This window comes from Rickettsia japonica YH, assembly GCF_000283595.1.
Lineage (GTDB): Bacteria > Pseudomonadota > Alphaproteobacteria > Rickettsiales > Rickettsiaceae > Rickettsia > Rickettsia rickettsii.
Genome location: NC_016050.1, coordinates 46,503 through 59,973 on the forward strand (window position 1 = coordinate 46,503; position 13,471 = coordinate 59,973).

The window sequence follows — 13,471 nt, forward strand, 5'->3', positions numbered from 1 at the left end:
GTTTTACTGCAAGGATTACAAGTACAACAAGTAGGAGTGCAAGCAGCGGCACAACCGGCACATGCTCAAGTAAGAGTGGAAGCAGCGATAGTAGGAAACGTAATAGTAGCAAGAGAAACAGTAGATATGTTAGGACAGAGACAAGCACGACTAAGATATGGTAGTGGCTCCGGTGAGGGGTCAGCAACAAGTAGACAGAGAAAACTTAAGGTTAAGGCAAGCACAGAATGCACTGGCACGAATACAAGCTGAGAATCCGCAACAATTAGCAGATGCACAGCAACGATTAAATGCTGCACGTGCAGAAGCCGATATAGGGGACTAAAATCGAGCACAGCAAGCTTTATTTGATATTCGTAACGCTTCGTTTGTAGCACAGCTGGACTTAACAAATGCACAAAGAGAAGTACAGGTACAAATTGCAGTACTGCAGCGAGATACAATAACCAATTGATAATATAGCTCTAGAATTGGTTCAAGCTAGACAAGATCAAGTTGATGCAGAGACATAAGCTAACCTAACCGGTTTAGTAGTACCGGCAGATGCACAAGCACAGCAACAAGCACAAGCTCAGCGTTAACGAAAGAGCTGAACAGCAAAGACTGCAAGCGGAGTATCGGCAACGTCAAGCTAACGAAATAAGAGTAGAGAGGAATATGTTAAAAAACCTGAGTTGCAAAAATTAGCTGAGGCAATCAATAATGCTATCGTTGTCCATACGGAAAATACTTTTGTAGCGGAAGCACAAAAGAAGTGATTAGAGAAAAATCTGCACTTGTTATGCAAAATCCTGAAAAACACGCTGTAGAGCTTGCTAAGGAATTAGTAAATAATAAAGCTGAGCTTAAAGAAGTAGCTAATGATGATACTGTTGTAGTGAGTAAAACAAAACAAGAACAATTCTGATTATTCGTAGCAAACTTAGCTCAAGTTGCACCTGATAATGCAAAAAAAGTAGTAGAGCATTTAACCGAGCAAGGAACAAGATCGGTTAGTGTAGTTACAGCTGAAGCAGTAACTACTAGTATTAATAATCACTTATCAGGCGGTACTATGATAGCCGTTGCAGCAGGTGATGAAGCAAACCCTATAATTACTAAAAAAGGATTATGGGTTGCCGGTACTTTCGGTTCAAGTAATCAAGATGCATATAAAGGTAATCCTAGCTATAAAGGCACGGTATCCGGCGGCACGATCGGCGGTGAGTTTTACATCGGGGAAAATAGTCTTGTCAGTATTGTATATAGCCGTATGAACTCTGACTTTAAGTTTAAAGGTTCAAGCACTGGTGATAAATTATCGGCAGAAAGCTATATTATTTCTCTATACGGTCAACAACAATTTAGTAATGGCTTTATATTACAAGAAATATTTTCAGCAAGTAACAGTAAAATCAACAAAAAGGACTTAAGACCGGTCGGACTTCATAGATATAAAACTGCTAGCGGTAAATATACAAGCAAAGCTTATGGTTTTGAGGGGGTAATGTCGGTTATCAATTCTCTGCCATGGACGGTATAAATTTAATACCTAATATCGGTATTAGATATAATACATATAAAGATACCCAAACCGGTACAGGTATCAATAATATTTATGTCGCTGGTAAGTCCGGTAACTTAACTACAGGGATTGCAGGCATAAAATTAACCGCTCCTAAGAGATTATCAAATGATACTCAAATAGTACCGGGACTACATGCTTCTGTAGAAAATAGCTTTAGCAATAAGCAACCTAAGGTGAAAGCTAGATTTATTTGGGCAGATAATTACTTTGAGAACACTACAAGTAGCAGCACACCGAAAGTCGGCTATAATGTAGGTGCAAGTTTACTTACCGCTCATAAGAATATTGAGCTATTTGCAACGTATAACTGTAATTTACGCAGCAAATATACTAGCCACCAAAGGTTCATTAAAGTTAAAGATATTGTTCTAAAAATATCATTCCTGTGCGGGATACCAAATCGTCATTGCGAGCAGCCGTAGGCTGCGTGGCAATCTCATGAAATAATAACAAACTCCTGAGATTGCTTCGTCAAATTACTTTGTAAATTTCCTCGCAATGACGAAAAAACAATATCCACACAGCAATGCCTCATCGCCTTGTGAATTCCTTGCTCTTTTTGAAGTTAATCTTCGTCTACCATTCTTCATTTCACATCAGTATACTCATAATTCCCTAACCGGTTTTAGTACTAACTTTTTGTTACTAAAGATATTGATTTTAGAAAAGAAATTACTTTTGGGCTTTTTAAAATCACGTTGATAATTTTCACCGGTGATAGCATTATAGCTAGTAATTAAAGAAGGTATAACCTCGTTATAATATATTTTATAAAGGTCATGCATAGTTTCTTTGGTAGTTAAATATCCCCATTTTACGGCTTGTTGCGGTACTCTTGCTAAGGCTTCAATGCAGGCTATCGCTTCTTCAATTTCAGGATTTTTATTTTTATACACGTCAGCTGCTGGTGATAAATTAGCTTGCATATCTTTAAACATAGCATCAATCATTAATGCCATATATTCATCGGTTTTAAATTTTCTTACAAATATTAGATTATTCCTACTGCTATAATTTAAAAGCCGAAATTTATATATAAAAATCATAAATTTTATAGCATAAACTTTTAAGCCGCTAACTTTATTTGTATTATAAAATTTAAGTTTCGTTTCATAATCTAATTGCTTTTTCATACCTGCTTTAAGGAGCTTACTCAGCAAATTATGACAATGTATTATGTCATTTTTTCTAGCAATTCGTACTTTATCGGTAGCTTTAGTACCGGAAAAATTAGCCGAATGGCGAGTTATTTGCCTGCCTTTATCATCTCTTTTTATATCGGCAAAATGCCCAAGCTCTTGGGCTGCGATAATCTGAAGTCTTGCTGCCGCAGCAAAGCCGTTGCCGTAAGTCGGATGATCTTTATTGTTTTCAGCAAAAGGATTACCGCCGCATGAAACAAAAATAGCTACATCCTTGCCGTTAGTGCTTTGCATACCGCTATTACCGCCTACTCGTTGCCAGCTAACCATATCCATCATATCGCCGATATTATGTGAGTAGGTAAGAAATACTTCCGTCTTATTAAGAAGAAGCCACCTTATTACAATCGGATGAGCCGATTGAACAAAAATACGTGCTAGCATTTCGGTTACTTCTTTCTTAACCGGCTGTAGCTTTTGTATTTGCTTTTTTAAATTATCGAAAATTGATTTTATTTTTTGATCTGAAGCGGAATTTCTGTATAAATTTTGAAAAAGCTTGGTAGTTTCAGGGATTAAATGCGGGCTTGTTAGTTCTTCTTGACTAACCATTAAGCTTATATTAAGAGCAGGTTCGGTAAACCTTGCAAAATTGCAGCAATCATCAGTATCTATCCGTAATTTACCGGACTTAATTAATTGCATAGCCAAATGCTCATACTCTATTTCCATGTCCTGCTTATAAATAGCAGGCACACGGTCAAGAATGTGATATATGCTAGTCATTTTAAAAATTTAGTTGTTATTTTCTATTACTTGTTGGTAGTACATCATCATTTTCGTCTATATTTAAAGGTATGAGCTCTAAGTTAAATACAAGCTCAGGTTCATTAGGTACGTGCTTCGGTTTAGGTTCTTCTTCAAATATGAGGTTTACAACAACATCTACCTTAGAGAATACTGTATCAAAGCAATCTTTAAAAAATTTATCTGACGATTTTAACTTTATTGCATCTCATGCTTTTTGTCTACCATCTTTATTTTTAATACATATGTTAATTGCCTCTCTCCTAAAGAATCAATGAGGATAATCATCAAAAATTTTTGTAATTAGCTCCGGCTGTTGCTCGCTAAAATATTTGAGACATACTTTATTACCATATCTAAATATTTTATATGCTAAGAATAAGACAAAACAACCTTGTTCTTCTTCAGTAAATTTATCAGCAAAATATTTTTGATTAAGAAAATCTTCAACTCCTCTTCTGATGCCGGTTGAAGAAATCGCTATTTTTTTAAAAGTGGTTTTGAGCAATCAACCGAAAAGCAAGATATCTTTATACTTCGCAGTTGTCCGCTTTTTGCTTTCTCAGTTATTATTTCAGATTCAGGTACTTGCTTTTCCATTTGCCATAAATCGTACTCTACATTGCCGGGAGTAGTTTTCTTTATATAATCCCATGATGTGCTTAATCCTTCTTTTGTAGTAGTTAAAATTTGATTTAACAACGATTTAGAACTCTTTAATATATCCTCTGCATGATGATACATATAACTAATCAAAGAAATAGCATCTTGAAATGCTAATTTTTCCATAGGATTACTATTCATTTCTTTGGTATTATTGGTATCATATTATCACCGGCATCATGCAGAACTGCTATTAGAGCAGTGGCAATAGAATTTAAAAAACCGGACGCTGCTATGTCGTCAAGATAACAAACCCATTTTATAAGAGAAGAGGCACTCACACGTTAAATACCCTGCATCAGGAACTACTAGGCCGCTACTTACAGCACTAGCAGCAATACATACATTGTGTAAAGCCATATTAAAACATTTATAATATTCTTCTAATTTAGGGTTAATGACTTTCAATTCTTTAATTTGATTGTTTATATCTGCAGTATACCCAACATTTGCAGATTGTAACATTTTTTTATGTCTGCAATTGCTTGCGCATGTCGAGCTATATCGTGGTCATATTGACTACTATCTCTCGATAATATCGGTGAATTAGTAGTTTTATTAAGTTCTGGAGTTATTTGACTGAGAATTTCCTGAAATTCTTCCTCATTCTCTGGACAAGATATATATATTTGTTAAGTACAGTACCAGCTTCGCTTAATTTGCCTGCTTTATAAAAAGCTTTTCCTAATAAAACATCAGTATCTTTAGGTTTAGATTTATATAGAGCTGCTTGTCGTAATGAAGCTACTGCCTTAAGGTAAAAGGTCTATTTGTTCAACATTATTATAATACTCTCCCCAACACAAGTAAGTGATGCCTTCATAATAATAGATATGTAGAAAACCTTTATATTATTTAATTTAAGGTAAATATATTAAGTGCTTCTTTATATTCATTTTTACTGAAAAGTTCTCTTCCTTTAGAGATTAATTGGTTTACGATCTCTTTCATATTCTAATCTATTATTAGTTAATTGTTTAAATCATATTATGGCCGCCGTTGATAGAAATAGTCTTACCTGTTATAAATCCGGCATTTACAAGAATACTTACCGGTTTTTTAAACTCCTCTTCAATTTCCTTTACTGCTTTTCTACATTCTTCAAAATCTGCAACATTCCAGCGTTTGGTTTTTATACCGTATTTTTCTTCCATTTCTTTAGCAGTGTCGTAATTGCTGAAGAAATTAGCAACTACCGTAAGACCCTTATTTTTTAATTCTAAAGCGGTAGCTTTACCTATTCCTCTAGTACTGCCTGTTACAATTGCAAGTTCTGACATTATTTCTCCATACCTATATTTTGACGTTTATTAAATTTAACCGGTGGGGTTATACTTGGTTTAAGCTGTGATACCGATTTAGTTAACGGTTTAACAATTTTCCTATCACTGCGTATTGCGATGGATTCTCTAGGGTGATTTTTTTTTCATATTCTGCATCTATCTTTTTATCCATCTTTTTTTTGTCTGCAATTTTATTTAGCAGTTAATGCCATTATAACAGCAAGTGTTTCTTTTCTACTTTTTGGAATGACTCTTTTATTTTCTTTTTTAGTGCCGTAACAACCTATTTGTTGCACCGCCCGCATAAATACTACCTGCTTGCTGAGCAATATCACAGTTTTTAAGTAATTGTTTATCGATGTCTGTTTCTTTTTATACCGGTATATTTTGATACTGCTTGAGATATTTTATTATGTTTATTAAGCCCTTCTCTATCTTTACCGCTGGCACACATTGTTAATATTTCTTCCTGAGGTAAATTTATTAAACTAGTGGTTTTAGTTTCTTGTTTATTTTGTCTTATTTTCGCTGTTAATTTACTTAAGACATCTGATATATTTAGATTAATATTTTCTTTATCAAAAGATATAAAAGGAAGTTTTGTCTCGAAGGATACTCTAAAAGGAATATCTGCTTGCTCAATATTTTTTCTTAATGTTACAGCTTTTTTAAATATTTCTTTTTCCTGATCCGTTAAATTTGCATTGTTAATTGTTTCTGCTGTATTTCCTTTAGGTTTATTTATCATAAAAAAACGTTCAAATTTGCTTCTAGGTTTAATATGTGCTTTTAATTCATCAATTCCTTTTTCAGTCGGTAAATTTTTTGCTATTTTGTTTAAAGTATCACTCACTCCTGCAAAGTTATTTGTTACTCCTATAAGCCTAAATAAATTAAGAGGAGTATTAGTATTTTTCCCACCGACATTTTCCATAGATTTTTTTGTCTGATCAACAATTGTGGGATCATTGCCACCAGCTCCTATAGGACCTGAGTTTAATGTATTAGTATGAAGAGTAACACCGTCTTCAAGCTATTCTTGAGCTTGGCGTGCATTTAAGTCGGTAATTTTTTGTCTAGAATCTATGTCATTTGAAATCGAGGCTTAATGTACCTGCATGTTTAGATGTAAGCAATGTTTCAAAATTTTTACCGTCTGTGTCGGTTATTGCCCCAATTTTCTCAAAGGCGTTTTTCATGCCAACAATTTGTCGTAACTGGGTTGGGATAACATGCCTACCGTTTTAAATTGTATCAGTATACTGATCAACAAGCTTCCTCTCCCATTCAGGCATTACATTATACCAGTTTTTACCGTCTCTATTTTGATATTCTTGCTTTTGTTCTTCTGTTAAGTCTTTAAAAGCTACTTTCGCTTCGACTACAATATGCTCTTTTCCCTCATCATTGATGACTTTTGACAAAGTTACTATATTACAATGCTCATCATTGAAATTTTGAAAATCTTTAGCAACATTTAATTTTTTGTGAGCATTTTTAATACCATTTTTTCCTAGCAATTCAGCAACACTGTCAATTTCAGCTTGCATATTTTTTGAGATGTTTTCTTGTGATTTTTCCATGTTCAAAGCATTAAAACTATTAATAAATTTTACTGCTTCTTTATTTAATTTCAGCACAAGCTCAGGTTTATTTTTGCCCTTTGCTATGTTTATCGCTCCTCTGATAGCATTTAAATATTGCATTTCAAAAGCTTTAGTGCCTAAAACAATTTTTGCATTGGGATTGTTACGACCGTCACGTATTAATATTGGAGTTTCACCGTTTTTCCCTTCAATTTTAGTAAGCTTTATACCGGTTTTCTCATGACGTAACATTGCTAAACCCTGTAATGCCTTGGTAAAGCTACCTTTTTCAACAGCTTCTTCAATTTTCGCTCTATTTATTTCTAAAGTAACGCCTACTCCGGGTGTGGTTAAAAATTCTTTTGTATGATTTAATAAAAACTCCTTATCGTTATCAAATTGTTTTTTTAATGATGAAAGTATTATAAAATTCTATATGTAGTTGTGCATCTCTTGTTATTTTAATTAAAAATTATTATATATAAAAGTAGTCTAGTTAAAAATATTTAACTTTATTAATTAAAATATATTATTTATATGAATATTGATAAATTTACTACACATGCTAAATCAGTGATAGCTAGTAGCCAATCACTTGCTGCTAAAAATGATCATCAGCAAATATTACCTTTGCATTTATTATCTAGTCTTTTAAGTGAAGAAACAGGTATAATTCAAACCCTTATTAATAATACCGGCGGTAATATAAACTTATTAAAAGATCAAGTTCAGCTAGAACTAAATAAAATCCCAAAAGTTCAGGTTGAGGGAGGGGGACAAGTTTATTCTTCTGCTGAAGCTCTTAAAGTTTTAGAAAAAGCTAGTAGCATTGCTAAAGACAGTGGGGATAGCTTTGTAACCATAGAGCGTATATTTGAAGCATTAACTTATGATAATACTATAGCCGGTAAAATTTTAACGAATAATGGAATTAATAATAAAAAAATAGCAACAGCTATTTTACAACTTCGTAAAGGCAAAAAAGCAGATACCGAATCGGCAGAAAATAGTTACGATGCTTTAAAGAAATACGGCAGAGACGTAACAGAGCTTGCCGAAAGCGGTAAGCTTGACCCGATAATCGGACGTGATGAAGAAATAAGAAGAACGGTGCAGGTACTATCACGACGTATGAAAAATAATCCTGTATTGATCGGAGAACCTGGAGTCGGTAAAACTGCTATAATAGAGGGGCTTGCACAACGAATATTTAGTAAGGACGTACCTGAATCACTTATTAATTGCCGTATTATTGAGCTTGATATGGGAGCTTTAATAGCGGGAGCTAAATATCGAGGTGAATTTGAAGAGCGTCTTAAAGCAGTGCTTAGCGAAATCAAAGAATCAAGCGGTGAAATTATTTTATTTATCGATGAATTGCATCTCCTAGTCGGTACGGGAAAAACCGACGGTGCTATGGATGCCTCGAATTTACTAAAGCCGATGCTTGCTCGTGGTGAGCTACATTGTATCGGTGCTACTACTCTAGATGAATATCGTAAATATATCGAGAAAGATGCGGCACTTGCTCGTCGTTTTCAGCCTGTTTACGTGAGTGAGCCGACGGTTGAGGATACTATATCAATACTTAGAGGAATTAAAGAAAAATATGAGCTGCATCATGCAGTGCGAATTTCCGATAGTGCAATAGTTGCAGCAGCGACGTTATCAAACCGTTATATTACCGATCGTTATTTACCTGATAAAGCTATTGATTTGATTGATGAAGCTTGTAGCCGTATGAAAATAGAGCTATCAAGTAAACCAGAAGAGCTTGATGAGCTGGACCGTCGTATTATTCAGATAAAAATAGAGCTTGCAGCACTTAAAAAAGAAAATGACGAGCATTCTAAAAAGAAAATAGAGCATTTAACTACAGCATTAGAAAAATTAGAGTCTAAATCCTATGATATGGGAGCTAAATGGCAAGCTGAAAAGTCTAAACTACAGCAAACACAAAAGCTCAAAGAAGAACTAGACCGTAGCCGAAACGAGCTTGAACGTGCCGAACGTGATGCTAATCTCGCTAAAGCTAGTGAGCTAAAATACGGAATTATACCTGAGATTATGAAAAAGCTTCAGGAAGCCGAAAGTATGGATAATAAAGGGCTGTTAAAAGAAATTGTATCGGAAAGTGATGTAGCAAGTATTATCTCTCGTATTACTGGTATTCCAATTGATACGATGCTATCAAGTGAACGTGAGCGTCTGCTTGTGATGGAGCAGAAATTACGAGAATCGGTAATAGGGCAGGATGAGGCAATTAAAGGTGTTAGTGATGCGGTAAGAAGATCACGTGCAGGGATTCAAGATATTAACCACCCGCTTGGTTCGTTCTTATTCTTAGGACCGACCGGAGTCGGTAAAACCGAGCTTACCAAAGCCTTAGCTGGTTTTCTTTTTGATGACCGTAATGCAATACTTCGTATAGATATGTCGGAATATATGGAGAAGCACGCTATTTCTCGCCTGATAGGAGCTCCTCCCGGCTATATCGGATATGATCAAGGCGGAGTGTTGACGGAGGCAGTAAGACGCCGTCCTTATCAGGTAATATTATTTGATGAGGTTGAAAAAGCCCATCCCGACATATTTAATATTATGCTGCAAATACTTGATGAGGGAAGATTAACAGATAGTCAAGGTATAACGGTTGATTTTAAAAATACTATAATAGTTTTAACATCTAATTTAGGTGCTGAGATACTCGTTAATCAGAAAGAGGACGAAGATACATATAAAGTAAAGGATGAGGTTATGGAATGTGTAAAAGCAGTATTTAAACCTGAGTTTTTAAACAGACTAGACGAGATTATATTATTCCATCGCCTAAATCGTAATAATATTCATGATATAGTTAAGATACAGCTTGAAAGCTTAAAGAAAATTTTACTAGCACAAAATATTATTCTTGAATTTGATGAATCTGCCTTAAATTATTTAGCCGAAAAAGGTTATGATCCAAGCTTTGGAGCAAGACCCTTAAAACGTCTTATCCAGCGGGAAATACAAAATAATTTAGCCAAAATGATTTTAGCAGGCGAAATAAGTAGCGGTAAAACGGTTAAAATAAATGCAAAGGATAAAGAATTGAAGGTAACAATGAGTTGATTAATTTTTTCCGAATAACGAATTATTGCATAATCCACTATTCTTGTTAAAGGCACTGTTTAATAATTATTGATTTTGTTATTGTGGGCTATTAAAAGATTTGTTGTATAGCTCAAAAAACGCGTTTGATGTCATTCCCGCTTCCGCAGGAATGACACAAAACGAGCAATGCAACAAGACCACAACTAGAAAAAGTAATAAAAAAATTCTATTAATTAGTATTAATAATATTCAATTTCAGCTAATGTTATACTTTCAGTACCTGATAATTTATAATCATCACTACTAGTAGAGTTAGGAATTTGTAAGTCAAATAATAGTGCTTTTTCTTCTTTATACGGATCAACTAAGTAAGAATTTGTAATACCTGTAACTATTGGCGATAAATAGGTTGTTGTTTCAATAAGCTTATCAATAGCATTCTGTCCGTCTTTTAATATTTTATCGACTAGTTTTTTATCTTTATAAAAAGTATTTACGGCCCCTATTAAGGTTGTTGATATCTCATATATAATAACACCGTTTTTAATTATATTGGTTATATTAGAGTCTAATTTTGCTGTTTTAGAAAAAATTAAAGAAATAACAGTAGGATATTTATTAAATACATTAGGTAGTTCTAAAAAAGTATTTACGGCTGAATATGCAGAATTGGTTGCTTCTGAAAAACAATTAAATGCTTTGTATATGTTTTCATAATTGCTATTGCTCATAAACTTACCTCTTTTTTATATATGTAATTGCCATGTTTCATGGTAATTACATATCATACTACTAAATTAAGAAGTGTCAATATTAAAAAATTATATTTCTTCTTAGAGGATATCAGTAAATAAATTTTTATTACTAATATCCTCTAAACTCCACCTAGCTTTTGGACAGAAATTCAAAGGAGTAAATAACTTATTATTGTAACGCTCAAGTCCTGCATATGCAATCATTGCAGCATTATCGGTGCATAAGTGGATAGGTGGATAAATAAGCCGATAACCATATGTTTTAGCACAACTACTTAATATTTCTTGTAAATATTTATTAGCAGCGACACCGCCGGCAATAACTATATTCTTCTTATCAAAATTATTTGTTATTTGTTCATATGCTCTAATAGCATCTTGTACCTTACTACTTAGAATTTCTCCTATAGTAAATTGAAAACTTGCCGCTATATCATTGATTACAGTGTCATTAATTTCCTTTAAATTCATTATTAAAGTACGCACGGCAGTTTTAAGCCCTGAAAAGGACATATTGCAATTACCGCTGTTAATTATAGGTTTTGGAAATTTATATTTATGAGGATCGCCAAGTTTTGCTCTTTTCTCAATTTCAGGTCCTCCGGGAAAATCTAAGTTTAGCATTTTGGCTACCTTGTCAAAGGCTTCGCCTACGGCATCATCTATAGTAGATCCTAGTATTTTATATTTTCCGAGACCTAAAACTGCTACAAATTGGCAATGTCCGCCCGAAGCTAACAAGAGTAAATAAGGATAAGGAATATTATCGGTTAGTCTTGCGGTTAAAGCATGACCTTCTAAATGATTAATTGCAATAAAGGGTTTTTTTAAAGCACTGCTTAGCGATCTTGCAAACATTGAGCCAACTATAACACCGCCGATTAAACCTGGACCGGAAGTTGCAGCAATTGTACTAATGTCCGTTAATTTAGTGTTGCTTTCTTTTAAAACATTTTTTAATGCTTTATCTAGATGCGATAAGTGAGAACGTGCAGCAATTTCAGGTACTACCCCTCCAAAAACTGCATGTTCTGTATTTTGTGAAATGATTATATTAGATAAGATTTCTCGATTTTCGGTGATTATAGAAACAGCTGTATCATCACAGCTTGATTCTATACCTAAAATTTTTATCATTCAAATTGAAACTAATTAGAGGCGTTGTTAAGTAAAAAATGATAGTTTGCGTCATTGTGAGAAGGTATTGCCCACGTGGATACCGATGTCATTCCCGCGTATGCGGGCATGACATAACAGGATCCATGTGACAACACCAACACCCGTTTGCAATCACGATATCTATCTTTAATAATGCCTAATTTAAGATACCTTTAAGGTATTTAATTGATTATACAGCTTATAAATAGATTGTTCGGCATCAATAATTTTTTTATTAACTATTTTTAATAGTTTTTCCGAAGGTTTTTCTGTTATTTGCGTTGCAAAACTTACTTGCTCCGCTAAATTTTTAAGTGATTCTTGTATTTCTACAAAAGATTTTTTAAATTGTTCTTTGATAGTAATAGATGATTCTTCAAGCTCTTTAATTTTTAAGCATAGATTTTCTAATAAATGATCTATTTTAGTTTGCATTAAAGTCAATTTTTGCTTTTGTTTTTCACTAAGATAGCTTAAAGTTTCTTGCATTTTTGCCTGTATACGTACTTTTGTAGTACGTTCAAGTTCTGAAGCTAAACCGATTTTACTCATTAAAAATATTATCCATTTGTGAACGTCCAAATGATACCATTTTGTACCGTTACGATAATCTGAAGGAAAAGCATGATGGTAATTATGCCAATTTTCACCGAGTAAGAATAATGCCATCCACCAAATATCTCCGGCAGTGCCTTTGTAATATTTTTTACTACCGGCAAAGTGGCATAAAGAATTAACGCAGAAGGTTGCTTGCTGCTGTAGGAATCTACCAAGCCCCATAAATAAAAATCCTGCATATGCCGATTGCATAGTACCGCCGACTAAGTAACCGATAAATAAAGGCACGACAACATTCATAAAAGCTGCTATTTGCCAATAATATTTTAGCTGCCATTTTAATAAATTGTTTTTCCCGTGCTTAGCCCAAGTAATGCGATCAATAGACTTATAGCTACCGCTTCCGACTAGCATCCATACTATATGAGACCACATAAAGCCTAAAAATTTATTATCAAATTTTAAAGGAGTATGCGGATCTTGGTCTTGATCCGTATATCTATGATGTTTATAATGATTCGATGCCCAAGATAAAGCTGGTCCTTGTAATGTTCCTGCAGACAGCATAATTAAGACAAACTCGGCATATTTATTTATTTTATAGGCATTATGAGACCATAACCTATGCAAACCGATCCCAACGGTAATATTATTAATATAATAACTAGCAATTATAAAAATAACTTCAGTTAGTCCTATTCCATAATCAAACGAATATTTAACTACAAGAGATATAATAAAAATAGGATAAAATATTAAAGCAAATAAAGCGGGCTTATTTAGTTTACTTAACATAAAATTTACAGTTTTTAGTTATAAAATATATAAATCGGCAAGAATAAAATCTTAATTATATTAA

Annotated in this window: 11 protein-coding genes and 3 pseudogenes; 4 read left to right on the forward strand and 10 right to left on the reverse strand. The window is 33.8% G+C overall.

Annotated elements, in window-relative coordinates:
* Positions 1-754: 754 nt before the first annotated feature.
* From RJP_RS09390 to RJP_RS10950, 3 genes are all read left to right on the forward strand, one after another.
* On the forward strand, positions 755-907 hold the full coding sequence (locus RJP_RS09390; RefSeq protein WP_162098693.1) for a hypothetical protein: 153 nt from the start codon (positions 755-757) through the stop codon (positions 905-907).
* A 147-nt stretch (positions 908-1,054) separates the two neighbouring features.
* Positions 1,055-1,522, forward strand: coding sequence for an autotransporter outer membrane beta-barrel domain-containing protein (locus RJP_RS10945; protein WP_162098694.1), 468 nt, complete (start codon positions 1,055-1,057; stop codon positions 1,520-1,522).
* The gene (locus tag RJP_RS10950; RefSeq protein ID WP_162098705.1) at positions 1,510-1,989 is read left to right on the forward strand and encodes an autotransporter domain-containing protein; all 480 of its coding nucleotides are present in this window, start codon (positions 1,510-1,512) and stop codon (positions 1,987-1,989) included. The genes RJP_RS10945 and RJP_RS10950 overlap by 13 nt, the downstream gene beginning before the upstream one ends.
* Before the next feature lie 183 nt (positions 1,990-2,172).
* On the opposite strand, the gene RJP_RS00300 is transcribed toward RJP_RS10950, so the two are convergent.
* The 7 genes and pseudogenes from RJP_RS00300 to RJP_RS10090 form a co-directional block, all read right to left on the reverse strand.
* On the reverse strand, positions 2,173-3,495 hold the full coding sequence (locus RJP_RS00300) for a DUF2748 family protein (RefSeq protein ID WP_014120454.1): 1,323 nt from the start codon (positions 3,493-3,495) through the stop codon (positions 2,173-2,175).
* 16 nt (positions 3,496-3,511) lie between these two features.
* Positions 3,512-4,028: pseudogene (locus RJP_RS10085) on the reverse strand (hypothetical protein).
* Positions 4,029-4,419: 391 nt separating this feature from the next.
* Positions 4,420-4,644, reverse strand: a complete 225-nt coding sequence (locus RJP_RS00315; protein WP_014013772.1) for a hypothetical protein — start codon at positions 4,642-4,644, stop codon at positions 4,420-4,422.
* Positions 4,645-4,750: 106 nt separating this feature from the next.
* Positions 4,751-4,985 (reverse strand): annotated as a pseudogene (locus tag RJP_RS11205) (hypothetical protein).
* 213 nt (positions 4,986-5,198) lie between these two features.
* A pseudogene (locus RJP_RS00320) lies at positions 5,199-5,459 on the reverse strand (SDR family NAD(P)-dependent oxidoreductase); the annotation flags it as partial.
* A 355-nt stretch (positions 5,460-5,814) separates the two neighbouring features.
* Positions 5,815-6,396 carry a hypothetical protein gene (locus RJP_RS09690; RefSeq protein ID WP_024704428.1) on the reverse strand — a complete coding sequence of 194 codons (582 nt, stop codon included), beginning with the start codon at positions 6,394-6,396 and terminating at the stop codon, positions 5,815-5,817.
* A 310-nt stretch (positions 6,397-6,706) separates the two neighbouring features.
* A complete protein-coding gene (locus RJP_RS10090; protein ID WP_225981289.1) occupies positions 6,707-7,300 on the reverse strand; it encodes a hypothetical protein in 594 nt (197 codons plus the stop codon).
* 285 nt (positions 7,301-7,585) lie between these two features.
* Between RJP_RS10090 and clpB the strand changes: the two genes are divergently transcribed.
* Positions 7,586-10,159 carry an ATP-dependent chaperone ClpB gene (gene clpB / locus RJP_RS00345; protein WP_014120456.1) on the forward strand — a complete coding sequence of 858 codons (2,574 nt, stop codon included), beginning with the start codon at positions 7,586-7,588 and terminating at the stop codon, positions 10,157-10,159.
* Positions 10,160-10,380: 221 nt separating this feature from the next.
* Here clpB and RJP_RS00350 read toward each other — a convergent pair whose 3' ends face one another.
* From RJP_RS00350 to RJP_RS00360, 3 genes are all read right to left on the reverse strand, one after another.
* Entirely contained in the window at positions 10,381-10,872 is a 492-nt protein-coding gene (locus RJP_RS00350; protein ID WP_014013779.1) for a DUF5424 family protein, read from the reverse strand.
* A 102-nt stretch (positions 10,873-10,974) separates the two neighbouring features.
* Positions 10,975-12,033 carry a tRNA (adenosine(37)-N6)-threonylcarbamoyltransferase complex transferase subunit TsaD gene (gene tsaD / locus RJP_RS00355; RefSeq protein ID WP_014120457.1) on the reverse strand — a complete coding sequence of 353 codons (1,059 nt, stop codon included), beginning with the start codon at positions 12,031-12,033 and terminating at the stop codon, positions 10,975-10,977.
* Positions 12,034-12,216: 183 nt separating this feature from the next.
* On the reverse strand, positions 12,217-13,407 hold the full coding sequence (locus RJP_RS00360; protein ID WP_014013781.1) for a fatty acid desaturase: 1,191 nt from the start codon (positions 13,405-13,407) through the stop codon (positions 12,217-12,219).
* Positions 13,408-13,471: the final 64 nt, after the last annotated feature.